The sequence below is a fragment of the Marinilactibacillus sp. XAAS-LB27 genome, assembly GCF_036039175.1.
Classification (GTDB): Bacteria; Bacillota; Bacilli; order Lactobacillales; family Carnobacteriaceae_A; genus Marinilactibacillus.
Genome location: NZ_JAYXKP010000001.1, coordinates 359,272 through 383,180, shown reverse-complemented (window position 1 = coordinate 383,180; position 23,909 = coordinate 359,272). Strand labels below are relative to the sequence as shown.

Annotated in this window: 26 protein-coding genes; 5 read left to right on the top strand and 21 right to left on the bottom strand. The window is 36.7% G+C overall.

Annotated features, from left to right (window positions below; genetic code table 11):
- Nucleotides 1–8 precede the first annotated feature (8 nt).
- Together VXN63_RS01770 and VXN63_RS01765 are read left to right on the top strand one after the other, a co-directional pair.
- Entirely contained in the window at nucleotides 9–533 is a 525-nt protein-coding gene (locus VXN63_RS01770; RefSeq protein WP_327756252.1) for a GNAT family N-acetyltransferase, read from the top strand.
- 706 nt (nucleotides 534–1,239) lie between these two features.
- Nucleotides 1,240–1,767: an NAD(P)H-dependent oxidoreductase gene (locus VXN63_RS01765; RefSeq protein WP_327756251.1), complete on the top strand. Its 528-nt coding sequence runs from the start codon at nucleotides 1,240–1,242 to the stop codon at nucleotides 1,765–1,767.
- A 37-nt stretch (nucleotides 1,768–1,804) separates the two neighbouring features.
- On the opposite strand, the gene VXN63_RS01760 is transcribed toward VXN63_RS01765, so the two are convergent.
- From VXN63_RS01760 to VXN63_RS01745, 4 genes are all read right to left on the bottom strand, one after another.
- Entirely contained in the window at nucleotides 1,805–2,152 is a 348-nt protein-coding gene (locus VXN63_RS01760) for a winged helix-turn-helix transcriptional regulator (protein ID WP_327756250.1), read from the bottom strand.
- Between the two features lie 293 nt (nucleotides 2,153–2,445).
- Nucleotides 2,446–3,303, bottom strand: coding sequence for an SDR family oxidoreductase (locus tag VXN63_RS01755; RefSeq protein ID WP_327756249.1), 858 nt, complete (start codon nucleotides 3,301–3,303; stop codon nucleotides 2,446–2,448).
- A gap of 151 nt (nucleotides 3,304–3,454) precedes the next feature.
- Nucleotides 3,455–4,267, bottom strand: a complete 813-nt coding sequence (locus VXN63_RS01750; protein WP_327756248.1) for a hypothetical protein — start codon at nucleotides 4,265–4,267, stop codon at nucleotides 3,455–3,457.
- A gap of 237 nt (nucleotides 4,268–4,504) precedes the next feature.
- A complete protein-coding gene (locus VXN63_RS01745; RefSeq protein ID WP_327756247.1) occupies nucleotides 4,505–7,396 on the bottom strand; it encodes an insulinase family protein in 2,892 nt (963 codons plus the stop codon).
- A 237-nt stretch (nucleotides 7,397–7,633) separates the two neighbouring features.
- Between VXN63_RS01745 and VXN63_RS01740 the strand changes: the two genes are divergently transcribed.
- Entirely contained in the window at nucleotides 7,634–7,732 is a 99-nt protein-coding gene (locus VXN63_RS01740) for a putative holin-like toxin (protein WP_327756246.1), read from the top strand.
- A 177-nt stretch (nucleotides 7,733–7,909) separates the two neighbouring features.
- Here VXN63_RS01740 and VXN63_RS01735 read toward each other — a convergent pair whose 3' ends face one another.
- Nucleotides 7,910–8,704 (bottom strand): nucleotidyltransferase domain-containing protein, encoded by a 795-nt coding sequence (locus VXN63_RS01735; RefSeq protein ID WP_327756245.1) that lies wholly within the window; start codon nucleotides 8,702–8,704, stop codon nucleotides 7,910–7,912.
- Between the two features lie 152 nt (nucleotides 8,705–8,856).
- Nucleotides 8,857–9,165, bottom strand: coding sequence for a hypothetical protein (locus tag VXN63_RS01730; RefSeq protein ID WP_327756244.1), 309 nt, complete (start codon nucleotides 9,163–9,165; stop codon nucleotides 8,857–8,859).
- 146 nt (nucleotides 9,166–9,311) lie between these two features.
- Between VXN63_RS01730 and VXN63_RS01725 the strand changes: the two genes are divergently transcribed.
- Nucleotides 9,312–10,220 carry a helix-turn-helix domain-containing protein gene (locus VXN63_RS01725; RefSeq protein ID WP_327756243.1) on the top strand — a complete coding sequence of 303 codons (909 nt, stop codon included), beginning with the start codon at nucleotides 9,312–9,314 and terminating at the stop codon, nucleotides 10,218–10,220.
- A gap of 82 nt (nucleotides 10,221–10,302) precedes the next feature.
- On the opposite strand, the gene VXN63_RS01720 is transcribed toward VXN63_RS01725, so the two are convergent.
- The 9 genes from VXN63_RS01720 to rpsP all read right to left on the bottom strand — a co-directional run bounded on the left by VXN63_RS01720 (nucleotide 10,303) and on the right by rpsP (nucleotide 15,350).
- A complete protein-coding gene (locus VXN63_RS01720) occupies nucleotides 10,303–10,806 on the bottom strand; it encodes a hypothetical protein (protein WP_327756242.1) in 504 nt (167 codons plus the stop codon).
- 129 nt (nucleotides 10,807–10,935) lie between these two features.
- Nucleotides 10,936–11,361, bottom strand: coding sequence for an OsmC family protein (locus VXN63_RS01715; protein WP_327756241.1), 426 nt, complete (start codon nucleotides 11,359–11,361; stop codon nucleotides 10,936–10,938).
- Between the two features lie 5 nt (nucleotides 11,362–11,366).
- Nucleotides 11,367–11,852: a hypothetical protein gene (locus VXN63_RS01710; protein WP_327756240.1), complete on the bottom strand. Its 486-nt coding sequence runs from the start codon at nucleotides 11,850–11,852 to the stop codon at nucleotides 11,367–11,369.
- A gap of 126 nt (nucleotides 11,853–11,978) precedes the next feature.
- Nucleotides 11,979–12,773, bottom strand: a complete 795-nt coding sequence (locus VXN63_RS01705) for an alpha/beta fold hydrolase (protein WP_327756239.1) — start codon at nucleotides 12,771–12,773, stop codon at nucleotides 11,979–11,981.
- Between the two features lie 82 nt (nucleotides 12,774–12,855).
- A complete protein-coding gene (rplS, locus tag VXN63_RS01700) occupies nucleotides 12,856–13,206 on the bottom strand; it encodes a 50S ribosomal protein L19 (protein ID WP_225744017.1) in 351 nt (116 codons plus the stop codon).
- 138 nt (nucleotides 13,207–13,344) lie between these two features.
- A complete protein-coding gene (gene trmD, locus VXN63_RS01695; RefSeq protein WP_327756238.1) occupies nucleotides 13,345–14,100 on the bottom strand; it encodes a tRNA (guanosine(37)-N1)-methyltransferase TrmD in 756 nt (251 codons plus the stop codon).
- Nucleotides 14,097–14,609: a ribosome maturation factor RimM gene (gene rimM / locus VXN63_RS01690; protein WP_327756621.1), complete on the bottom strand. Its 513-nt coding sequence runs from the start codon at nucleotides 14,607–14,609 to the stop codon at nucleotides 14,097–14,099. The genes trmD and rimM overlap by 4 nt, the downstream gene beginning before the upstream one ends.
- A gap of 154 nt (nucleotides 14,610–14,763) precedes the next feature.
- Entirely contained in the window at nucleotides 14,764–15,009 is a 246-nt protein-coding gene (locus tag VXN63_RS01685; RefSeq protein WP_225744015.1) for a KH domain-containing protein, read from the bottom strand.
- Between the two features lie 68 nt (nucleotides 15,010–15,077).
- The gene (gene rpsP, locus VXN63_RS01680) at nucleotides 15,078–15,350 is read right to left on the bottom strand and encodes a 30S ribosomal protein S16 (RefSeq protein WP_225744014.1); all 273 of its coding nucleotides are present in this window, start codon (nucleotides 15,348–15,350) and stop codon (nucleotides 15,078–15,080) included.
- Between the two features lie 175 nt (nucleotides 15,351–15,525).
- Between rpsP and VXN63_RS01675 the strand changes: the two genes are divergently transcribed.
- Nucleotides 15,526–15,864: a helix-turn-helix domain-containing protein gene (locus tag VXN63_RS01675; RefSeq protein ID WP_327756237.1), complete on the top strand. Its 339-nt coding sequence runs from the start codon at nucleotides 15,526–15,528 to the stop codon at nucleotides 15,862–15,864.
- A 258-nt stretch (nucleotides 15,865–16,122) separates the two neighbouring features.
- Here VXN63_RS01675 and VXN63_RS01670 read toward each other — a convergent pair whose 3' ends face one another.
- The 6 genes from VXN63_RS01670 to smc all read right to left on the bottom strand — a co-directional run bounded on the left by VXN63_RS01670 (nucleotide 16,123) and on the right by smc (nucleotide 23,886).
- Complete coding sequence (locus VXN63_RS01670; RefSeq protein WP_442915285.1) at nucleotides 16,123–16,233, bottom strand: putative holin-like toxin; 111 nt, start codon at nucleotides 16,231–16,233, stop codon at nucleotides 16,123–16,125.
- A gap of 283 nt (nucleotides 16,234–16,516) precedes the next feature.
- The gene (ffh, locus tag VXN63_RS01665) at nucleotides 16,517–17,941 is read right to left on the bottom strand and encodes a signal recognition particle protein (RefSeq protein ID WP_327756236.1); all 1,425 of its coding nucleotides are present in this window, start codon (nucleotides 17,939–17,941) and stop codon (nucleotides 16,517–16,519) included.
- Nucleotides 17,942–17,946: 5 nt separating this feature from the next.
- Nucleotides 17,947–18,297, bottom strand: coding sequence for a putative DNA-binding protein (locus VXN63_RS01660; RefSeq protein ID WP_327756235.1), 351 nt, complete (start codon nucleotides 18,295–18,297; stop codon nucleotides 17,947–17,949).
- Between the two features lie 12 nt (nucleotides 18,298–18,309).
- On the bottom strand, nucleotides 18,310–19,374 hold the full coding sequence (ftsY, locus tag VXN63_RS01655) for a signal recognition particle-docking protein FtsY (RefSeq protein ID WP_327756234.1): 1,065 nt from the start codon (nucleotides 19,372–19,374) through the stop codon (nucleotides 18,310–18,312).
- A 60-nt stretch (nucleotides 19,375–19,434) separates the two neighbouring features.
- Nucleotides 19,435–20,247 carry a Cof-type HAD-IIB family hydrolase gene (locus tag VXN63_RS01650; RefSeq protein WP_327756233.1) on the bottom strand — a complete coding sequence of 271 codons (813 nt, stop codon included), beginning with the start codon at nucleotides 20,245–20,247 and terminating at the stop codon, nucleotides 19,435–19,437.
- Nucleotides 20,248–20,319: 72 nt separating this feature from the next.
- A complete protein-coding gene (smc, locus tag VXN63_RS01645) occupies nucleotides 20,320–23,886 on the bottom strand; it encodes a chromosome segregation protein SMC (protein ID WP_327756232.1) in 3,567 nt (1,188 codons plus the stop codon).
- Nucleotides 23,887–23,909: the final 23 nt, after the last annotated feature.

The following is a 23,909-nucleotide window of genomic DNA, read 5'->3' as shown; positions in this document are numbered from 1 at the left end:
CTCTATATATGTACATACGTAAAACTAGGTTAGAAGATGCAGAGCAAGTTGCTAGAGTCCAAGTTGATAGCTGGAAAAGTACATATAACAACATCGTGCCTAAAGAATTTCTAAATAAGATGGATTACGATTTTTATACAAAAAGATTTCAGGAGTATATTTCCGACAATAGTCCAATCAGTTATGTAGCTATAGATGATAGCAATAAAGTTATAGGATACATAGCTGGTGGTAAGAATCGTTTAAGTGAGCTATATAAGGATTATGATTGTGAGATTCATTCAATTTACATATTAGAAACATACCAAGGAAAACAACTAGGTAAAAAGCTCGTAAGTGTTTTTGTTGAAGATCTGATAAAGCTTGGTCACAAGAAAATGCTTGTCCAGGTATTGTCAGCAAACAAAGCTATTAAATTCTACGAAAAGCTTGGCAAGCTTGGCGGATATTATTTAGGTTCCAAGCAATTGATGATCGCTGATCAAAAAGTAAATGAATCTGTGTTAGGATGGAAAGATATTTCTAAATTTTAATCGATTAAGTCCGTTATGAATGAGTCTAAATTGAAATTCAATTGAATTTCAATTTAAACCAAATGAGAAGAGAGTTTATTTCATATATTCTACTTTGTATAATATATATTATGTAAACTAATTTAAAAATTAAAGATTCAATGGTTAAGATATTAACTATAATGTTAAATACCCATTTTTTGATTATTTAGCCTTTATTTATTTTAAGCAAGTCTATTTTGGGTTCTCTACCCAGATATGTATCCATGTATTGTTAACTTAGAAGAAATTCAAGTTGGATGAACAACATATTTAGACGATGTTGTATGTTATTAATCTAAGTTTGAATGAATCGATACTTAACTCCTCAGAGCTTTACAAATTTCACGATTAAACTGAATACTTTATGTTTGCTGTTCGATCATTCAATTTAATCCGTATATATAAGTTTTTATAGATTTATGTAGATCTACGTACTTATAAAATAATTAAAAAACGTTTGTATCAATTTAGATTAACTTATTATTATAGGCATATAAAAAGTAACACGTTATTTTTAAGGTTAACTAATGGATGAGACTTTTGGCCGTAATGTAATCCAAATAGATCAACAATCAAGATAAATCACTAGATACTAACATTTTAGTAAGTACCTGAATAAAAAGTGCGTACTTACAACATTTTATCTAATCTATTATAATAATTATATAGATAAAGGAGGATTCAAATGAAAACATTAGTCATTGTTGCGCATCCATCGATCGAGACTTCTATTGTCAACAGCGCCTGGATCAAAGAAATAGAACAATATCCTGAATTGTTTACTATACATGAGTTATCAAAAGCGTATCCTGATCATGTAATAGATGTCGAAAAAGAACAAGCACTTATTGCAACTCATGGGAATTTGATTTTACAATTTCCAATACAATGGTTTAGCTCCCCTCCTATTCTCAAACAATGGTTAGACGACGTTTTGATAGACGGCTGGGCTTTTGGGGAATCAGGTACGCACTTAAAATATCGAAAACTAGCATTAGCCGTTTCTGCAGGCAGTGAACGTAAAGATTACGAAATAGAAGGAAGATATCACTATACTCTAGAAGATATCTTAGCCCCCTTTGAAGTGACTGCAAAATACTGTAAAGCAGACTATCAACCTTTTTTCACTTTTTACGGAACAAGTTTTAGTACTCAGGAAGAAATTGATACAAGTGCTAAAGACTATGTTCATTTTCTTAAAGAATTACGTTAAAGCAAATAGATATGCAATTCAAATGCAATTCATATGCTTAGTTTTCAGCTAGTCTTTTTTCGTTTTCTCCCCACTCGCACATTGAATTGATTACAGGCATTAAAGACCTTCCGCGTTCAGTTAGTGAATATTCAACTTTTGGAGGTATCTGGGGGAATTCAACTCTATTAACTAACTGGTCTTTTTCTAACTCCTTTAGCATACAGCTCAATGATTTATAAGAAATAGTCCCTATCTGACGCTTTATCTCATTATGTCTAATGGTTTGGTGCTCGAAAAGTAAATACAGAATAAGCATTTTATGTTTTCCTTTTATTAAAGATAATGTGAATCCAAACCCAGTATTCTCCAATTCAGTCCCTGTCTTTACGGTCTGTTCTTTCATTTGAGTGCCTCCTTGATTCAGTTGAAGATAGAATACTTCTTCCACTACTGTTTTAACTATAAGTTTTACTCATGCAGTTTAACATTAATAAAACTTATCGTATAGCGCTCTTAAAGGATAGAAACCATTTAAGAGCGCCGGTCACCCGTTCAGTTTATATCTACCCTCTCCCCCCTCTCTTCCGTTCTGCTCGTGAAAGAGTGGAAGAGACATCAACTCTTAAGTACCGATGTGATCATTAAGTTATCAAAAAAGCGGTAAGTACCTTATTTGGGTACTTACCGCTTTTTTGATTAATAATCTTCTGCTTTTGTTTCAGGTTCTAAGTCATAAGCTTTTTGAACCATCTGGTGACGTTCGCCTAATGCTTCGTCTGTTTGTTTGTTCCAAAGGTACTCTTGTTGTTCTTTAACTTGAGAAATCATCTTTTCAGGTATCACGTTACGGTAAGATTTTGTTTCGCCTAATATGACTTTAAGCCCACCTTTTATTAATTCTTCTGGGTTGAACTGTTCAAATGGAAAGGCAATGTCTTCGTAATTGAATACACGCTTAGAAGCATCATCTTGCCAGCTTCTCCAAGTTTCCATCTCTCGGTCGTTGAATCCAGTAAGGTATGGCCCAGGATTAATTGTAGCGACTTCTATATTAAACTCTTGTAGCTCTTGAGAAAGAGTATTAACTAACGCCTCTGTAGCGTATTTAGAAGCAGAATAAGGTCCGGAGAATGGATTGACCATCATTCCTGATATAGAAGAAACAAAAACGATTCTTCCTTTATTTTTTTCAATCATCTTACGAGCAAAGCCTTGCGTTAACAAAACTGGCCCAATAACATTGACATCAAACTGATTACGTAAATTATCCTCAGGGATATCAACCAAGGCCCCACCCTCTTTAATTGCTGCATTGTTTACTAGAACGTCAATATCCCAATTCCAGGCTTTTTGTCTATCTTTAGGATCCGTTACGTCTAACTTATCGATCTGCATCGTAAGACCTTGTTCTTTTACTTCTTTTTCTAATGCAGATACTTGCGAAAACACTTCCGTAGTTGCGATAACGTCTTTACCCATCTTTGCAAGTTCAAGCGCGAACATTTTCCCAAAACCCGTTCCAGCACCAGTAATTAAAATTTTCTCTGAACTCATTTAAACACTCCTAAATTAGATTATTTCTACTTGTATATTGTATGAAAAATAAATCTGTATTGAAAATATTATGCTTTATGGATTTAATGACTATGTTATTGAGATTTCTAAAAAATAGTCAGATTACTTTTAATATCATAGTGACGAGTTACTAATTAGAAAATCTTTTATAGTAATCCACTACTTTCGTTGCACAATAATTTATAAATACTCCACAGATAGCGGACAGTTGAATGAATAAATCACTGGAGGTCAAATGACCAAAGAAAATGAATAACACGGTCGTAATAGAATATAAGAGTTGGCCATAGAAGATTCTAGTACGATCTGCTTTTTTCCCATTGTCGCTTTTCACTTCATCTTTTAAGTCAAATTTTGCGAGAATAGAAAAGAAAATGGAAGAAATAATTACAAGTATATTTAAAGGATTCATTTGATCAGCATCAATAACTGAATAATGGCCTAAGAATAAACTTTTTATTAAGAATAAGATGAGCGCAATCGTTCCACATATAAAAACGACTTTTTTTCGTTTTTGAAACATGAATATGCCTATAAGTGCGAGTGAAAACACTAATAAAAAAAGGCTATTCTCATTACTGAAAGATAGATAAGTTGTTAGAGCGAGCGCTGAAAAAATATCAAATAGAGTGAGTTTTTTACCTGTAATACCATTAACCGCCCTCAAAAGCAAAAGCATCCAAGCCATCACTAAAAAATGTGGTGTATCCATATAAACAATATGAAATAGAGACAAAGCTGCCGCTATAAAAGCTGAATAACTATGAGCCGGATCAATTTCTCTAGTAAGTGCCCATGTTAAAAATACACCACCGCCTAAATTGAAACCCGAGCCAACATCTCCTGAAAACAACCATCCTAATGCAAAAGCTGAAAGTGTAAACAGGACAATACTTATATTAGTTTTATCATCTAAGTGAATCTTTCTTCCTAGTGTAAACATATAGTCACTCCAGTATAAATATATATATTTATATTTTCATTTATATTTAAGATATTTCGTTGATCACATTTAAAGACGAGTTATTTTATAGAAATATACTAACCATATTATGAAATCTACTTAACCGTAACACATGATTACCTTTGATACCAACTTGGTCCCCTCTCTTTTGTAAGCTATAAGCATCAAACACAAAAAGGCGACCTCCCATTAAGAAAGTCGCCTCGAAATATTCTCCTAGTAAAGCTCAATAACTTTATCAAACAAGTCTTTTTCTTTTTCTATCTGCGTTTTGTTACCAATGACCACAACCGTGCTATCTTCAAGTACTTTGTTGTATTCAGTTGCTAGTGAAGCTAAAACTTCTGACGTTGTAGCAAGAATTTCTTCTTTTAGTTTCTGAATTTCTGCTTGTGTAATACCTCGATTGAATCGTTCAAAAGCAATGAGTCCTTTACTGAATGCTGAGTTTGGTTGTTCTAATGGACTCATGGTCCCTATAATATATTTAACCAATTCTGTCTCAGATAGCGAAAGTTTCTCTACAAAATTTGATAATTGCTTGTAGATCTCCAAGGTTTTACCGATATTTGGATCGCGATATGATCCAAGCGCGAAGCTTCCGTTTCTACGGTGATTGTACAGCGAGCCATACGCGCCACCTTTTACGCGAATCTCATTCCATAAATAATCAAAACGGAAAACAGTGCCTAATACATTAGTCATGCCGTTAAATGGCAATTTGTCTGAAGCGTCAGCTGCAGTCCCTACATAGTTTACATCCTGTGCCGTTACATAAGCTTCCTTGGCTTGTTCTCCAGAAACATAGTGAACTGCATCAGCTATGTTAGAATCATCGATCTTAGCGAAAGCCGACTCTAATTGAGCTTTGATAGGCTCTACGCGTTCACTTTCACCGACATATAAGACCGTGAGTCTTTGTTTATTGAGCATTCTATTCAGTAATGATTTCAATTGTTCCGTTAATTCATTAGTCTCTTCTGATTTCAATTGATCACGAATCGTTTTCAAGTGTCCAAACTGATCAATGCCTCCAGCTAGCTCATTTAGTTTAGAAGCGGGTTTAACTTGGCTCAATGCTCTATTAGCAGCCAATACATGCGCTCTGTAGTTAATGGCATTTTCAAAGTTAGAGATCGAGCTTTGAGTGATTTTCAGCATCTCAGAGCTATCGGTAAATTGAGTATGTGCCATGATCTCATGCATCAGTTCAATCACTTTTTCTGAGAAATCTTCTAAACCTTTCCCTTTTATAATAAAGTGAGGTTTTAGTTCACCATTTTTATTCTCAAATATATCCATCGTTGCGTAAATACCACCAGTGTGTAAATCACTTTGACGTTGAAGTGTCGCTACATCAAAATGCTCTGTGCCTAGTCTACTGAGTAGTTTACTTAAATAGCCTAGTAACGGATACTCTTCTTGTTTGAAATCGCTAATATCAAAATACAGGTTGATATAGTCGATTCCTGAAGTGAACTGCTCAGCGTGATAGAACTTAGACTGATCAAAAATGGTTGAAGACGTTAACGGATAGTCTTCTACTTCAGTACTTAAATCTTCTCTTGTTAAAGTTGGAATTTTAGCTAGATCTTCTGGACGATCTGGCGTTTCCTGGCGTTTGATTAAGGCATTCGTTTTTGTAACGATTGCATTGATTTCATCTTCAGAAAGCTGAGCTTTGTAGTCTTGTAATTTTTCTAGTGTTTCGGCTTCTAGTTTATCATTCTTACCCGGTTCAGCTTTTAAGGCCACTTCTACTCGGAAGGGATTTTCTAATAGTTTATCGGAAATGAGCTTTTCAAAATAGCCTTCAGTAGCGAGTTCTTTTAACTGATCCAAATAAGTTGAGAACTCAAGATTTACAAATGGATTTTCTTCATATAGCCATGTACTCAAAGAACGAATCGCATAAATGACGCCACGCGGATTATCTTCTGATATAGCCGCTTCTTTTGTTTGGAAGGTAATTTTGTTCAATGCGCCATCAATGAGTTCTTGATCAATCCCATTTTTGACAAGACCTGACAACGTTTCTTCTACAACTTGTTTTAACTGATCCATTTTAGCTGAATCAGAATATTTAGCTAGGATCGTAAAGGCTGTTGGGAAGCCAATGTCGTCCACGTCTCCGTCGATATCTCCACCAATTTCTGCATCCAGTAATGATTTCTTAAGCGGGGACTGATTATTCCCGAATAAAATCTCTTGTAAAACTTCTAGTCCATACTTATCTAAAGGATGATCTTGAGAAGCCACATGCCACCCTAGTGCTAAGAAATCTTTTCCTTCAGGCGTATCCCCTTCAGTAATTGAATACGTTCCTTCGTAAGATTTTTGAGTCGGCTCAGTTGCATCGATCGTTAAATCAACCACATCTTTGCGGCTCATTCCTGCAAAATAAGATTCAAGCGCTGAAAAAGCTTCGTCTATATCTAAATCACCATATAAAATCGTTAAAGAATTGCTTGGGTGATAATAGTTCTGATGGAATTCAACAAATTCTTTTTGAGTTAAACTAGGAATCGCTTGCGGTTCTCCTCCGGACTCATAACTGTAAATACTTTCCGGATACAAATGACTAATTAGATTTTGATACACTTGTCTCTCAGGAGAAGCGGTTGCCCCTTTCATCTCGTTGTAAACGACCCCTTTATAAATCAAATCGTCTTCTGCGTTCTCTAGATGATAATGCCAGCCTTCTTGTTCCAGTATTTGTTCATCCGTATATAAATTAGGCTGGAACACAGCGTCAAGATAAACACCCATAAGATGCTTGAAGTCTTTTTGATTTGTAGAAGCTACAGGATAAATCGTTTTATCCGAAAATGTCATCGCGTTCACGAATGTATTTAGAGATCCTTTAATCAATTCTACAAAGGGTTCTTTAGAAGGATACTTCTTAGAACCATTCAAAACAGAATGCTCTAGTATATGGGCAATTCCATTATCATTATAAGGCGGTGTCTTGAATCCGATGGTAAAAGATTTATTTGAATCATCATTCTTCAAATAAAGGACCTTTGCGCCTGTTTCTTCATGTTCATAAAGTGTTCCGACTGATTGAATATCAGCTAGTTCTTTGGTTTCCAATGACTTAAAGCTCATATAGTCTAATTCTCCTCTTCAAACAGATACTTTCTAATTCAATTCTAACACTATTTATGAAAAACCAGAATCATTATTTACGATTTAGTTTTTCTGTTACAAAACACTTCGAGATATCGCTTGATTTCGAACGTGTGTTTGCTATAATAGATTTGTAAGAAGTTATGGCGGTGGCTTTTATTTAGGAGGTGGCACTATGCGGTGCTATAGTCCATTTTTCAGAAAGAAGAAGCCTGATTGAGTGTTACTGATGCCTTGCAGTTGATGATGGGATTTGGCATGTTCGTTATTGCTATGATTTCTCTTGTCATCAATATCAATAAAAAAGATAAATGAAGACACAAAAAAACCGTCCTGACTTTGGAGAGTTAAAGGACGGTTTGATCGTTCAATTCATATGGTCACCGTCAGTAAACGGCTTATGGAAAGAGTCTTGTTCATGCAAGGCTCTTTTTCAGTTCCAGTATATCATATTACATAACACTGTCAATTTTTAAGGGAAGTCTTCTATCCTTATCTTTCATTAAAAATAATGAAGTCAGTAGATCTACGAAATTGGTCTTGTTTGAATTCTAAATGGTACTTTTCAGCAGTCTCTTTAGCGGTCTGTTCTATTTCATTATTTAGTGAATCTAGAATACTTGGAATCTGATCATATACTGTTTGAGACAGTTTCAAGATAAAATCTTGCTTGTCTTGAGTCAAGACGCTTCTCCCACCTTCATATTTACTCCAGTCACCAGGATTATTGGCAGGAATACCTCCATTGATGTGAAAGAGTGAGACCAGACAATGCTGCATCGATAAAAAGCTTTGTTGAACATAATGATATTCCTTACGCTGATATCTTCTATACAATTCGTGTAAATGTGCTAAGTACTTATATACAATTGCTTCGAACTCTTCTTGAGTGGGTAAGTATGCTAATTTTTCAGAATTGCTTTTCAGCTTTTCCAAGAATCCTTCAGTATCCTTTAAGATTTTAATTTCCTTTAGCCATATATCTGCATTTAATTGACTTTGATAATAAACAAAAAGATCTAATTTCACAAAACAGTCAAAATGGATAACCGCAAAAGACGGAAACCAAGATTCTATAAATAAAACGTCATTTCGATCATCTAATAGTTCTGACAACTTATCTTGTTTTGAAACACCCTCTTCTACTACAATTCTCAAATCGATATCTGAAAATTCATCTTCCGTACCTTTGGCTAATGAACCACCTAAGTAAATACCGATAATGTCTCTATCCTTTTGTAACTTAATGACAATAGCTTCTTTTATTCTCGTCCTTTCAGATTTCAACTCAACATCCTCCTTTTTAATCAGGTTTCACGCTTATTGATTAGTTTACCACTGTTTAAAAAAATAGCGGCTAAAAAGGCAAATCATTTCTGATTTTGTCTTTTTAACCGTTGCTTTAAAATACTTATGTTAGGATCTTTCGCAGCTTATATCTAATTTTCGACATTCATGCTAGAATTGACTAATTCTAAGAGTAATGTTGATTCAATTTGGTTTATGATGAGTTCCCGCTCATCAAGCAACCTTACTAATCGAATATTTACAATTCCCCATGTACTGAGTTCATTTAAAGTAAAATTGTTTTTTCTCAATACTGTCTCTAAAGGACAATCTATGTTTCCATCTGCATTATGGAAAACATCCTCACTGTCTACAGTTAAAGTGAAAAACACGGTTTTACCTTCAATGATAAATTTGTATTCTTTTTCCTGAATTTGCGATATTTGTTTGATTTCTTTCATAGCTCTCTCCTTATATCGAAGTTCATTTCGTTACACTCTATACCAACTGTCTTTTACTACCGTCTCTATGTAAGGTATTTTAACAACAATTTGTCACTTTCTTAATAATTGCTATTATTTTACCCAGGAAATTAGGAGGTTTTATGATGAGTGATATGTATTATCATTTAGGGAAGGTACTAAAGGATATTAGAGAAAATAAAGGATACACACAACAAGAAGTTTCTGACAGTACGATGTCTAGATCAAACTATACTAAGTTAGAGAAAGATGAAATCAATCCAAATGTCGTTAAATTTTTAGCTATTCTTGATTACATGGACATGCATCATGACGAGTACTCATTTATTTTGAACGATTATAGTTTAAATGATAAAGATACTGTTTTATATCTGTTTAAGGAAATGGAACAGTTTCCTGATATTTCTTATGTTAAAGATTTAATAGATGCTGCTAATAAATTACTTGAAAAACGATATGATCATATGACAGAAGACGTACTGAACATTGCTCATGCCTATTATTGTTTAATTGAGAAGAATAGTCTCGCTGAGGCTCAACAATATGCAAAAAACACTTGGGATAGATTAAAAAATCTTGATAAATTCTATCTCTCGGAATTTCATCTTTTAAATGGTATTTTATATTACTTTGAACTTGAAACAGCGGTATCATTGACAGATAAAGCTTTAGAGGAATTAGAAAGATATTATTGCTTTAAAGAAGCTGAAGATTTAAGACTGTCCTTTCTATCTCATATTTCTTGCCTGCTTATTGCACATGAACAGTACGAGTTAGCTCTAAAATATACTGATCAGCTTGTAACTAAATCAAAAAGTGATAACAAGGTTCTATCTTTCGGTGCAGCTCTTGTTCGTAAAGGAATGTGCTTAGAGGGTCTAAATAAAGAAAAAGAAAGTCAGGAAAGTTACGATTTAGCTATTGAACTATTTAATGTTATGGGACGTGAGGATTTGAGTAAACAAACACGAGAAAATCCTAAACTTGTTTACAATCCCTATGGTTTCGTTGATGAAGAGATAAAGGGTAGCTAGTTATTTGGACTTGTAAGTTTAGGCATCAAAAAACCAGAAGTTAAACTGGTGTTTTTGATGCCTTTTTGATTTTTTATCAAGTTCAGAGTAGATATTGACTCTGGAAGTCTCTGTCTACTCGTATAAAATCTTTGTCTGCTAAACTCGTACCATAAACTTTTAAACCAGGAGCATACTTTTCTTCTCTAACGGTGATCCTACGGGACTCCCCTGAAGTATAGGTTAGCCCAATACAAGCAATGGTTTCTTCAAAGTTCAGCACAGCAATTTCACTTTGAGGTAAATGACTATGCACACCACAAATTAGCGCTGTAAGGTGTTGTATGCCTTTTTCGTGGTACTGTTTTAACTGCTGGATTTCCAACTTGGTAAACGAAAAATCCCAGCGTTTCACCTTTTTTCCATTATGATCTGGTGTTGATCGGTATTTCATTAAAACGATCTGTTCAGTTTCAGAATTTTGAGAAGTCAATCGATAGAAAATGCCATCTTCTGTCGTTTGAATCAATATAGGAATTGTTCCTGATTTTGTTAATTTAGATAGAAAAGCGCCATAATAAAAGTCTTCTTTATTCACATTACCCATTTCGTTCACTCACTTATCTTATGATGTTTATAAAGGTGCTAGCACGCTTGGGTGCTAAATGACAGAGAAAGACTCCACCAGGTCGATTTTAAGAATCAATCTGGTGGAGTCTTATTTAATCGCTTTGAATCAATTATCATACTCAATGGTTTGAATCTTAAGCGTTGTGGCTCCTTGAACCAATTTCGAAACAGGACAACGTTTTTCTGCAGATTCAACCAGTTTAGATGCATCAGCAAGTGACATATTCTCAACAGATGCAAATATAGCTACATCAAAGAAAAATCCAATACCGTCAGCTTCACGTTTCAGTTGTACTGTACACGTTACTTGACTCTTGTTATCTGCCCCTCTTGCCTTTAATAAAGATTGAATCGTAGCGTTCAGACAAGTTGTAATCGCTAGGCCAAACAATTCTTCTGGATTGGTACCTGGGGCATCACTTAACGGGCTCGATGTGATTACGCGGAGTCCTTTCGGATCATCTACATATGCTACGCCGTCTACACCCTCTTGATTAACGATAGAAGCTTCAAATAATGCTTTATCTGACATGTTGCTTACGCTTTTCTAGGTGTTAAGTCAACGCCGTCCATTTTCTCTAATTCGGGTAGCAAAGCACGTAAAATGCGTCCACCGAATACAAAAACGTCCATAACGGGATTGACATCTTCACCTGTAATACCTAAAAAGCGCATAAAGATTTCTCCATCACCAGAAACTAAGAAGCGGAAATATCCAGATTTCATCGCATTCAATTCATTTAATTCAGTTAAAATATCTGGTAACTTGCTACGATCTGTTACATAGCCAATTTTGTTGTAAGTAATTTGATAGTTAACGCGCTCTAGAGGTGCATCATGAATAATCACTGCACATCCAACAGGTTTATCTTTTGTCACGCGTAATGCGGATTGGAATAAGATTTGTTGTTGCTCCGTTGTTTCGCCTTCTTTGTTGCGAATCGGTGCAGGAATCTCTTTTGTTTTAAATTGGATCTGTTTTTCTTCGGCCAGTGCTTTGAAATTTTCAGTAATTGTGCTCATCAAAATCCTCCAATAAGTTAATTTCATACTATCATTAAATTCTCACTTTTATTATAACGTAGATTGCACTTTATGAACAGAGTAGTTCGAAAATTAGTTAGTTATTCCAAAATAAAGTACCGTGTACTAGACCTTTTGAGTTTCCGATAAGAAACGGATCAGAACTTCTTTAAAAAGAGCCGGATGATTCAAGTTAGGAAGATGCGTTGCCGAAGGAATCACGACTTGTTCAGAAGTTGCTACGGATTTTTGCATATGCACGCCTATTTCTAAAAAATCTGAAACATCGTTAGCTCCATTGATAATTAATACAGGAAGATTTAGCTGGCTTAACAGTAGCAAGCTGTTATCAACGCAGTTAACTTCTTCTACATGATCTGTTTCTTTCGCTAAAATATTTTCCAGCATATCGGTTAAAAGGTCAGTTGTTGTAGCTCTCAAATTCTCTGAAGGAAGATTTCTGCTTATCCAGAATTGAATCGTTAATGCAATGTTCTCCTTCACTGTTTCAACGATCTCTTCTTTTTGTTCATAATCGGCTAATTCTACAGAATTCTTCCATCCACTGAGAGCTGGCGATACAACCACCAACTTCAAGACATCTTTGGGATAGAGTAAGGTATAGTCAATCGCAATCTTGGCTCCAAAAGAGGCGGCCAGAATGGTCACTTCAGATAACTGAAAGTAATGTATAACGGATTTGATTACAGCTGTATAATCAATGTCTTTACCCAGGATATCACTTTTTCCAAAACCTGGTAAATCAATATTGATGACCTGAAACTGTTTAGAAAGATAGTCGACTTCGTTAAGCCACATTCGCTTATCAGCTATTCCTGCGTGTAAGAGCATGAGGGGTTTTCCAGATCCAGAGCTTTCTACTGAAATCTTTGCTTGTTCGGATAGTATGTACTGGTGCATAAGCGACCTCCATTAGTTTTATACTAAAAAAAGCCTGTCGACTCCTACTGGAGAAAACAGGCTTTTTACTATCTCATGGTGATTAACGACGAGAACGTTCTTGGATACGTGCAGCTTTACCACGTAAGTTACGTAGGTAGTACAATTTAGCACGACGTACGCGTCCTTGACGAGTCACTTCGATTTCTGCAACACGAGGTGAATGTAATGGGAAAGTACGCTCAACGCCTACTCCGTTCGATACTTTACGAACAGTGTACATTTCGCTGATACCTTGACCACGACGACCAATCACGACGCCTTCAAAAATCTGGATACGCTCACGAGTACCCTCTACGATACGTGCGTGAACACGAACAGTATCTCCAGGACGGAAGTCAGGAAGATCGCTACGTAGTTGTTCTTTAGTGATATCTTGAATTAATGGATTCATTTTAACTACTCCTTTCGCGCAATACTCTTAGGAGCTAGTCCCAGCGGAATATTGTCAGATAAAGTGGTTCCCCACTCAGCTATTAACTTTATCATACTATCGAAACAGTGTAAAGGTTTTTTACTTGATTTCTCAAATTTATTCTACTTTTTCTTGAGAAGTCGTTTCTTTATTCCACTCTTCAATCCATTGTTTTTCTTGATTCGTCAACGTTCTCTTTTCCAGCATATCAGGTCTTCTTTGATAAGTGCGCTTTAAAGATTCCTTGTGACGCCATTCTTCGATGAGTTTATGGTTTCCATTCATCAATACCTGAGGGACACCCATTCCTTTATATTCCGCAGGACGGGTATAATGCGGATGTTCAAGTAATCCACTGGAATGAGAATCTGTTTCAGCTGATACTTCATTGCCCAGTACACCAGGAATTAACCTGACAGCAGCGTCCATCATGACCATAGAAGCCAATTCCCCGCCTGTCAAGACATAATCACCTAACGACACTTCATCCGTCACTAGACTACGAATTCGTTCGTCATACCCTTCATAATGACCACAGATGAATACAAGATGCTCTTCTTTTGAAAACTCTTCTGCCATTGACTGATCAAAAGGCTTTCCAGCCGGGTCCATCAAGATAATTCTTTTAGTTGTTAACGGTTCTCTTTTTTCGATTTCTTCAATTGACTGAAAAATGGGTTCGGGTTTCAACAGCATGCCTGCTCCACCACCATAAGGGGTATCATCTACATGTTGGTGTTTACCGTTCCCAAATCGACGAAAGTTCACTTTGTGGACTTCTAAAAGATTCTTATCAATGGCCCTCTTCATAATAGAGTGATTTAAAGGACCATCAAACATTTCTGGAAACAAGGTAACAACATCTATTTTCATTCGTCTAATCCTTCCATTACATGAACCGTTACACGTTGATCCTCAATATCGACTTCAAGGATGACCGGTTCAATGTAAGGGAGTAATAAATCTTTTTTATTTGGTCTTTGAACGACCCACACATCATTTGCTCCGGTAGATAAAACATCTTTAATCTTACCGAGGATATCTCCAGACTCATCTACGACGGTACAGCCGATGATTTCGTGCAAGTAGAATTCATTATCTTCAAGCTCTAAAAGTTGATCATCTCCGACTCTAAGAACCCCGCCGATAAAACGCTCGACTTCATTGATTGAAGGATAATCTTCAAATGCAACAAGGTCAAAGTTTTTGTGTACGCGATGAGAACGAACAGTCAATTCAATCTGTTCTCCGTCTTTGAACCAGATTAGTGGCGCGCCAACGTAATATCGATCTGCTGGATTGCTTGTGACCGAGAGAACACGTACCTCGCCCTTCAAACCATGTGTGTTGACCACTTTACCTACGTCATAAAATTCCATTATCCTTCTCCTATACAGTCATTTATTATATAATACAACAAAATGGAGATGTTCTCCTCAGAGGCATCCCCATTCACTATGAACCTTCAAATAATCTTACATGGATTGTTGAAACTAACGTCTTTAATTACTCAGCACACAATAATAGATTGTCTAGTTAATCTACAATGGTTAAACGCACACGTTTTGGTCCGTCAAATTGGATACTGTAGACAATAGCACGAATCGCCTTAGCAATACGCCCTTTCTTTCCAATCACACGACCGACATCATCAGGATGAACCGATAATAAGTACTCATGAAACTCATCGGTATCTTGCAAGTCAAGTTTGACTTCATCAGGATGACTGACTAACGGATTGACAATCGTAAAAATCAAATCTCTCATTTTTTGATCAGTCATAGTACCATCCTCTTTTATGTAGGATCACTTACCTGAGTAAAATTACCCAGGTAAGATCAAGTCGTTACTTATTTACTTCTTTTCTCGTCGTGGAATTTTTTGATAATTCCTTCTTTAGAAAGAAGATTTTTAACTGTATCAGATGGTTTAGCACCATCACGTAACCATTTTAAAACGAGTTCTTCGTCCACTTTAACTTCAGCCGGTGTTGAAACTGGGTTGTAAGTACCAACTGCTTCAATAATACGACCATCACGTGGAGCGCGAGAATCCGCAACAACTAAACGGTAAAAAGGTTTTCTTTTAGAACCCATACGTTTCATACGAATTTTTACTGCCATGTTTAACTTGCACCTCCTGTAGAATCCAGCATCGATTTCGAGTACAAACTCTCTATCGTGCCTTCTCTCAATCTCACGAGTCCTATCATATCATGGTTATAAAAGCTTGTAAAGTGTTTTTTCTTTACAGATTGATTTTATCTTCCTAAATTTTAAAATAAGAGGAGCTCACCCAATGAGTATTGAAGATCAAGACTATATTATGAGGCAAGTTCAGTTACTTGCAAAAGGTATCGGGAAATTTTTAGACATTTTTTCTATTAAGCAAATCTTGATGTCAGAGCACGGAATTGAGGACCAAATAGCAGATAGAGAAATTGAAACGATTGTCTATATGACTAGATTAGAAGAGATTCAAACTTCTAGAAATTTAACAACAGAAGAACTGAGTCAGGAAATGGGCGTTAACTCTACTACCTTAGCGCAACTCTTTTCAAATGAAAGAGTTGCAAGCAATGAAGAACTAGAAAAATTGATCAGGTATGTAGAAGATGAACAAATTTGGATTTCTTAAAAAAGTACTTTTATATAAAGTTCTGATTGATAGAGATCTTAAGCAAATTTGTATTTAATAAAAAAGTGTTTTTACGAAGATACTCTTAATCGTTTTAAAGATAATAGTCATTTAATTTTGTATATAAGATTTCTTTTGTGGTATAATTTAGATAGAAAAAGAGGACATGCTAGTAACATGCCCTCTTCTGTAGAACCGTTAAGACGGTAGCAGTAATAAGTTAAAAAATAACCGTTAACTGGCTAAAGTTAAAGACGGTTATTTTTTTTTGTCATTATTTAGCTTTATCAAAACAACTACAAGACTAATAATGGAAATCAAGAGACTTCCAAAACCAATCATGAGCTGTAATGCTTCAGCTACGGACAAAAAGGCTTTTCCTTTCTAAGATCTCAGTACCTATTTTCATAAGCACCACCACCTTCCAAGATAGCCACCGTCTCAACTTTCTACTTTACTATTATACCATGATTCAGCGAATAAATGTTGGTATAACAACGTTTTTCTTAACTATTCTGGTCACTACTTAACTTAAACTCATCTAAAAAAGTCTATCAAAAGACCAAAAAAACAACCCGAAAACAACATACTCTTTTTTGAGAGTCTCGTTTTCGGGTAATGATGCATGCAAATAGATGTGCTTTTCGCTACATTATTTTTTGCGTCTGATTTTTTTCTTTTTCTTTTTAGCCATGTTTTTTGAAGCTTTATTCATTGCCATCTTACCTAGCTTACCTTTAATTCCGCCACCGAAAAGATTTTCCATGCCATTCATATTTCCATTAGACATCTTGCTCATCATATCTTTGGATTGTTTGAACTGTTTGATCATACGATTGACTTCAGCAATATTTCTAGCTGAACCAGCAGCGATTCTTCTTCTACGTTTTTGAGAAAGGATATCTGGATCTTGACGTTCCTCAGGTGTCATAGACATCACGATTGCTTTCATATGTGCCATATCTTTGGGATCCATTTCAAATTGATCCATACCTGGGATTTGGTTTACTCCAGGAATCATTTTGATTAGATCTTCAATGGGACCCATGTTCTGCATCTGATCCATTTGTTCAATGAAATCGTTGAAATCATACGTGTTTTCACGCATCTTCTCAGCCATTTCTTCGGCACGCGTTTCATCTACTTCTTGTTGAGCACGCTCAACTAAAGTTAAGATATCGCCCATGCCAAGAATTCGGTTAGCCATACGATCTGGATGGAATGGTTCAAGTGCATCCAAACGTTCTCCGGTACCCGTAAATTTAATCGGTTTTTGTGTTACGGAACGTATGGAAAGTGCAGCACCACCACGTGTATCTCCATCAAGTTTTGTAAGGATCACACTGGTGATATCCAAACGATCATTAAAGGTATTTGCAACGTTGACAGCATCTTGACCAGTCATGGCATCTACAACTAAAAAGATTTCATGTGGATTCACGGCCGTCTTAACGTTTTCCAGTTCATCCATCAGTGTTTCGTCTATATGTAGACGACCCGCTGTATCGATGATAACAACATCGCGATTTGTATCAATCGCTTCTTGGATTCCTTTTTCCGCAATCTCAACTGGACTTACTTGATCGCCCATGCTGAATACGGGGATATTCAAATCTCTACCAACCGTTTGTAGTTGATCAATCGCTGCAGGACGATAAATATCGGCAGCAACCATCATTGGCTTTTTATTTTCGTTTTTACGAAGATAATTTGCTAGTTTACCAGCTGTAGTAGTCTTACCAGCACCTTGGAGACCAGTCATCATATAAACCGTTGGTCCACGATCCGCAAAAATAATCTTTTCTTGCGTATCACCCATCAAGTGAGTCAATTCATCGTTAACGATTTTTACAACTTGCTGACCACCATTGATACTTTCTAAAACTTCTTCACCAATTGCTTTTTCTCTAACCGTTTTAACAAAATCACGTACGACTTTGTAGTTTACATCGGCTTCCAGTAAGGCCAGGCGCACTTCGCGCATAGCATCTTTTACATCAGCTTCTGTAATTTTTCCTTTTTTACGTAGACCAGAAAATGCATCTTGTAAACGTCCAGTTAATCCTTCAAAGGCCATTCAGGTTATTTCCCCTCTCGTTTTGGTTCATAGCTTACCTCTTGTAATAGTTCCAGTAAGGTTGAATCATTTGGGTATGTTTCTAGTGCATAAGTGCGCGCTTCATCTAGCACACGCTGTTTATAGTCGAAATCTTCAACTAGATGTAGCTTCGCTTCATAATCCAACAGAATCGTTTCGGACCTTCTGACATTATCATAGACCGCTTGTCTACTAATTTCAAAGTCTTCAGCAATTTCTCCAAGAGAATAATCTTCACCATAATATAGTTGCATATATTCCTGTTGTTTTTTCGTCAGTAGTGGCCCGTAGAAACTGAACAGTGTATTCATCTGAAGTGTCTTTTCTAGTTCCATAATAAGGCTCCTTTAAGCAGTCTGTTGAATCAATTCCTTGAATAAGCCGATTGCAAACTTCTCTGAATCGAAAGCGTGCAAGTCATCCATCGTCTCACCGAGACCGACAAATTTCACAGGGATATTTAGTTCTTTACCAATTGCTAGAACGATACCACCTTTAGCTGTACCATCCATCTTAGTCAAAACAATCCCAGTAACATCAGTTGTTTCTTTGAAAGTTTTTGCTTGGTTCAATGCGTTCTGTCCAGTTGTTGCATCTAGTACAAGCAATGTTTCGTGCGGTGCATCTGGAATTTCACGACTGATTACTCGTTTCATTTTTTCGAGTTCATTCATCAAGTTCTTTTTATTTTGTAGTCGACCGGCAGTATCAATCAGTAAAACATCTGCTCCATGTTCTCTTGCTTGAGTAATGCCATCATAAACTACAGCCGCCGGATCGCCACCTTGTTTCGTAGAAACGACTTGTGCCCCTACTCGGTCACCCCATACGCGTAATTGTTCGATTGCGCCCGCTCTGAAAGTATCTCCAGCTGCCAAGACGACTTTTTTACCATTATCGATATACTGGTGTGCCATTTTAGCAATTGTGGTTGTTTTTCCAACGCCATTGACACCTACAAATAAAACGACGGTCAAGCCATCAGGATTATCATTAAACACGTGATGGTCAGGATTGGTTTCTCCGTATAAATCAACCATTGTTTGAACGATTACGCGTTCAGCGTCTTGCATGCTTCTAACGTTTTGAACTTTAGATTCATGACGAAGTGTTTCAGAGATATACATCGTTGCTTCAAAACCAACATCTGACTCAATGAGTAAATCTTCTAATTCTTCAAAAAACTCTTCATCTTCATATCTGAAATTAGCCAGTAATTCATTCAGACGTCTAGTGAATGAACGACGAGATTTCTGAAGGCCTTTTTCATACTGTTCTGTTTCCTTTTGTTCTACACGCTCGGGTTCAGCAACGGGTGCTGGAGCTTCTTCGACTGGTTCTGTTGTCTCGGGTTGTATATCCGTTTTTTCAGTATTTGTAAAAGCAGATTTGATTTTATCAAACAATCCCATATTTTTCCCAACTTTCTGCTAATGATTGTGATCAGATGACCGTTTCAGTTTTTATCTTACCTAGTTTAACACATATTGATCTATAGCATAAGCAACACCATGTTCATCATTTGATTTTGTGATGATATCAGCTTGCGCTTTAACTTCGTCTGTAGCATTGTCCATTGCGACTCCGATTCCGGCGTACTGAATCATTGCTAAATCATTTTCCTGATCACCAATGGCCATGATTTCACTGACATCTAAATTCAGTTTATCTGCTAGCAAGGCAAGCCCTTTTCCTTTATCAACGGTTTTCGGTAAAATTTCCAAAAGATTTGGACGAGACTTCATGATGGTGTAGCGATCATGGTAATGTGTTGGAATCTGACTAATTGCTTGATCCAGTTCTTCTTGATGCCAACAGAAAATTATTTTATTTATAGCCGTTTTCTCTGGTAAAGAAGCCACATTAATCGGCTCAAAAGGTAAAATATTCATAATCATAGGATAAAGAGATTCTTTTCCTGTAGGGTATGCTGGTTCGTAAACGGTGTTTAAATCGATAAAATTACAAGGAACAGCTAATTCTTGACTTAATGCGTAAACATCAAGAACAGATTCTTTATCCATAGTAATCTGACTAAGACTTTCTCCGGTCGCAGTCCATTGAATGAGGCCACCGTTATAGGTGATACCCAAGTCGCCTTCTTCAAGTAGGTTACAATCTTTCAGAATATGCAAAATCGCTTTAAGGGGTCGTCCAGTGCATAAGACAACTTTTACACCAGCTTCTTTAGCTCGTTGTATAGCGGTTCTATTTTCCGCTGAAACTTCTTTATCTTTTGTTAGTAAGGTTCCATCTAAGTCTAGTGCTACAAGTTTAATACTCACAGTAAAACTCCTTCTTGTCGTTTACTTAGCTCATTCAAGTAGGGATTGTAATGAAAGTTTCTCCTGAATGCTTTAAGGAGAAACACCCTCAATCTCTTCTATGTCTTTCATTCTAACGGAAACGAGCTTAGAAACGCCTTTTTCTCTCATGGTTACGCCATAAAGACTGTCCGCTTCTTCCATAGTTCCTTTTCGGTGGGTAATAACAATAAATTGAGTGTCGATTGAAAAGTTTTTTAGATATTTCCCAAATCTGGATACGTTAGCTTCATCAAGTGCCGCTTCTGCTTCATCCAGAATACAAAATGGGATGGGTCGGACTTGTATAATCGCAAAAAGAAGTGAAATAGCAGTCAACGCACGTTCTCCACCGGACAATAAACTTAAGGATTGCAAGTTTTTACCAGGTGGCTGAGCGACGATCTCAACGCCTGAAGCTAGTAAATTTTCTGGGTCAGTCAGTCTTAGTTCTGCCTTACCTCCGCCGAACATCTGTGGAAAGACAATGGCAAATTGAGCTTTGATTAGATTGAAGGTTTCTTCAAATCTTCTAGAAACTTCTGTATCCATTTGATCCATTGTGTCGTACAGACTCGCTTTAGCTTCCAGTAAATCTTTTTGTTGCGCACTGAGGAAAGTGAATCGTTCAAATACTCGCTCATATTCTTCAATAGCAGCGACATTGACTGGCCCCAGTTCCTCTATACCTTTTTTCAGGAGTTTGACTTTTTTCTGCGCGTCTTCTTCTGATAGGGCTAAAGGTTGTTCTAATCGTGCTTCTTCATAGCTCAATCCATATTCTTCTGAAAGATAGTTCAGTAAATGGTCGAGAGAAACATCCACTCTAGATAAATTAATTTCAACTTTCGTCTTACGATCACTTAATTCTTGCTTATCCGCTTGTCTGGCAGTTAACCGACTTTCGACTTGAGTCTTCTCTGTTTCAAGGCGATTAGCTTCTTTCTTAAGGACTTGTTCTTTTTCTCTCAACTGTTCAAGTTTTGAGCGATGATCTGTCAGTTGTTTTTTTAATTCTTCTCTTGAACCAAGTGATTCACCTGACTCATAAGCTTTCAAGTCAGCATAAAGTACTTGAATATTTTCTTCTAATTGTTCTTTTTGATTTTTGAAGTGAGCAACCTCAGCTTTTATGGCTGCTTGTTGCTCATTTACGGTATGCAGATGTTCTTGAAGGGATTCAAGATCTTCTTGCAAGGTTATTTTCTGTGCTTCAATATCTTCTCTTTCAGCAGATAGTTCATTCATCTCCCGTTTTTGAGAGGTCATTTGCTCATCAATCTGTTTGCGACTGGTCGCAATGTCTTCTAATCGTTTCTGATTTTCGGTAAGTTCTTTTTCAGCTTGATTGGACTCGTAAGTCAATGCTTGATGCTCTCTGCTTAGCCTTGTTCGTTTTTCTTCAACGGAATTTAGTTCATTTTGCAATTGACGCTCATCAACGCGTTTTTCTTCCCCCGCTGAGCGAACCTCTTCAATTTCATTTGAAAGTTTTTTACGCTGTTCTTTATCTTTAGTCAATTCTTGTCTTCTAAGTTCAACCGTTTTTTCTGTTTCGTCGATAAAGATTTCCAATTCTTTTAATTCTTTTTTCTGAGAAAACAGATGAGAATTAGAAGAACGTTTTCCACCACCACCGGTCATGGAACCACCAGCATTCATCATGTCACCCTGAAGACTGACTACGCGGTAACGGTAATTGACGGTTCTAGCTATCGCATTTGCGGCATCTAAGGTTTCCGCTACAATGGTATTCCCAAGAAGATTTTCTAGTATATTAGAAACATGGCTCTCGTATTGAATTAAGTCACTGGCGATACCCACGAACCCTTCAATTTCACTAGCTGCTTGTTTTACATCAGACCGGATTAACCGAGACTGAATCGTTGTAATGGGTAGGAAGGTAGCTCTACCTGAACGAGTAGCTTTCAAGTGCTGAATCGCTTGTCTTCCTGCTTTTTCATTTTCTACAACGACAAACTGGCTTGAAGAAGAAAGAACCGTATCAATAGCTTCCAAGTAAGGCTTAGGCACCTCAATTAAATCTGCTACCGTACCAACAATTCCCTCCAGTCGAGATCGATGCTTCATAACGGCTTTGACACCGGCAAAGTAACCGGCGTAATTTTCCTGCATCTCTAGCAAACTCGTTCGTTTGGCGATTGCCTGTTGAAGTTTACTTTGAGTGTCATTTAACCGTGATTCTTTATTTTCTATTGCAGGCGTTAACTGCTCAATTGTTGTTTTAGTCTTTTGAAAGGTTGTTAAAAGTTCATCAACTTCTTTTTTTAAAATAGCATGACGTTCAGATTTCAGTTTAACTTGTGCTTCAAGTTCCTCTAACTCCTGAGTGGTTTTTAAAGCATTACGTGCCACTTTTTCTTTTGAAACAGATTGTTGTTGTATCTCACGTTCAAGATAAGTTTGTTCATTTTTAAGCGTTGTTTGTTCTTGCATCAAGTCGATATAAGTCGCTCGCAAGACTTCAATGGCTTCTTCCCGATTACCTTCGAGACGATTTTTTTGAGCTTGTTTTCCTTTGATCCGAGAAGACCATTCGGCAGCTTTTTTATTAAATGCTGCAAGCTCTTTAGTTACTCTGTCATAGGAGGTTGTAACCGTATTAAGTTGTTTTTCGAGGTTACGAATAGAGGCTTTCTTTTCATCAAGGAAGGCTTCTTTGTGTTTCTCTTTTTCAGCATGAAGATTCAAAGCAGATTCTGTTCGCTCAATAGATTGAACTGTTTGAAGTAACTGGTTTTGAATCTGTTCACGTTCTTGCTCAAGTTGACTTTGTCTGATTTTTAGTTTTTGAGCCTCTTGATGGTCCTTATCGACTGCTGTAGTCAATTCAGTTAGCTCTTGAGTTAATTGATCTAATAAAACTTGATCGGTCTCCATAGAATTTTGCAGTTGTTTGATTTTCAAAACCGACAATCCAATATCAATACCCGTCAATTCTTCTTTTTGTTCTAAAAAAGAATGCGCAAGATCACTTTGAGCTTTTAAAGGCTCAACTTGAGTATCTAACTCATATAAAATGTCTTGTACCCTATCAAGATTGTCCTGAGTATCTTCGAGCTTTCTTTCTGCTGTTTGTTTACGCAGTTTATACTTTAAGACACCTGCAGCTTCTTCAAAAATGGAGCGACGGTCTTCAGCTTTACTGTTGAAGATGGCTTCTACTTGTCCTTGAGAAATGATTGAAAAAGATTCTTTACCAAGTCCAGAATCCATGAAAAGATCGACGATATCTTTAAGACGACAAGGTTGCTTGTTTAAGAAATAGTCACTTTCACCATTTCTATTAATGCGTCTAGTCACACTGACTTCTTCAAAATCCACAGGAAGAAAGCCATCTTGGTTATCTAAAACCAAGGTGACTTCTGCAATGTTTATAGATTTTCTTGAATCGGTTCCAGAAAAAATGATATCGTGCATGCGTCCACCACGGAGGTTCTTGGCAGATTGTTCTCCCATTACCCAGCGAATCGCTTCTATGATATTACTTTTTCCACTACCATTTGGACCAACAACAGCTGTTACACCATCATTGAAGTCCAGGGTCGTTTTATCAGCAAACGACTTAAATCCTTTCAGTTCCAGTTTTTTTAATTGCACAGATGTTTCCTCTCCTTGCTAAC

What these genes read in the sequence shown, in the direction of transcription:
- VXN63_RS01675 (WP_327756237.1), top strand. Translation starts at nt 15,526, where the DNA reads ATGAGTATTGAAGATCAAGACTATATTATGAGGCAAGTTCAGTTACTT.
- rplS (WP_225744017.1), bottom strand. Translation starts at nt 13,206, where the DNA reads ATGAATCCATTAATTCAAGATATCACTAAAGAACAACTACGTAGCGAT.
- VXN63_RS01715 (WP_327756241.1), bottom strand. Translation starts at nt 11,361, where the DNA reads ATGTCAGATAAAGCATTATTTGAAGCTTCTATCGTTAATCAAGAGGGT.
- VXN63_RS01750 (WP_327756248.1), bottom strand. Translation starts at nt 4,267, where the DNA reads ATGTTTACACTAGGAAGAAAGATTCACTTAGATGATAAAACTAATATA.
- VXN63_RS01725 (WP_327756243.1), top strand. Translation starts at nt 9,312, where the DNA reads ATGAGTGATATGTATTATCATTTAGGGAAGGTACTAAAGGATATTAGA.
- rpsP (WP_225744014.1), bottom strand. Translation starts at nt 15,350, where the DNA reads ATGGCAGTAAAAATTCGTATGAAACGTATGGGTTCTAAAAGAAAACCT.
- VXN63_RS01660 (WP_327756235.1), bottom strand. Translation starts at nt 18,297, where the DNA reads ATGGAACTAGAAAAGACACTTCAGATGAATACACTGTTCAGTTTCTAC.
- VXN63_RS01705 (WP_327756239.1), bottom strand. Translation starts at nt 12,773, where the DNA reads ATGCACCAGTACATACTATCCGAACAAGCAAAGATTTCAGTAGAAAGC.
- VXN63_RS01760 (WP_327756250.1), bottom strand. Translation starts at nt 2,152, where the DNA reads ATGAAAGAACAGACCGTAAAGACAGGGACTGAATTGGAGAATACTGGG.
- VXN63_RS01755 (WP_327756249.1), bottom strand. Translation starts at nt 3,303, where the DNA reads ATGAGTTCAGAGAAAATTTTAATTACTGGTGCTGGAACGGGTTTTGGG.
- VXN63_RS01765 (WP_327756251.1), top strand. Translation starts at nt 1,240, where the DNA reads ATGAAAACATTAGTCATTGTTGCGCATCCATCGATCGAGACTTCTATT.
- VXN63_RS01745 (WP_327756247.1), bottom strand. Translation starts at nt 7,396, where the DNA reads ATGAGCTTTAAGTCATTGGAAACCAAAGAACTAGCTGATATTCAATCA.
- trmD (WP_327756238.1), bottom strand. Translation starts at nt 14,100, where the DNA reads ATGAAAATAGATGTTGTTACCTTGTTTCCAGAAATGTTTGATGGTCCT.
- VXN63_RS01685 (WP_225744015.1), bottom strand. Translation starts at nt 15,009, where the DNA reads ATGACTGATCAAAAAATGAGAGATTTGATTTTTACGATTGTCAATCCG.
- VXN63_RS01730 (WP_327756244.1), bottom strand. Translation starts at nt 9,165, where the DNA reads ATGAAAGAAATCAAACAAATATCGCAAATTCAGGAAAAAGAATACAAA.
- ffh (WP_327756236.1), bottom strand. Translation starts at nt 17,941, where the DNA reads ATGGCCTTTGAAGGATTAACTGGACGTTTACAAGATGCATTTTCTGGT.
- VXN63_RS01710 (WP_327756240.1), bottom strand. Translation starts at nt 11,852, where the DNA reads ATGAGCACAATTACTGAAAATTTCAAAGCACTGGCCGAAGAAAAACAG.
- ftsY (WP_327756234.1), bottom strand. Translation starts at nt 19,374, where the DNA reads ATGGGATTGTTTGATAAAATCAAATCTGCTTTTACAAATACTGAAAAA.
- VXN63_RS01770 (WP_327756252.1), top strand. Translation starts at nt 9, where the DNA reads ATGTACATACGTAAAACTAGGTTAGAAGATGCAGAGCAAGTTGCTAGA.
- VXN63_RS01720 (WP_327756242.1), bottom strand. Translation starts at nt 10,806, where the DNA reads ATGGGTAATGTGAATAAAGAAGACTTTTATTATGGCGCTTTTCTATCT.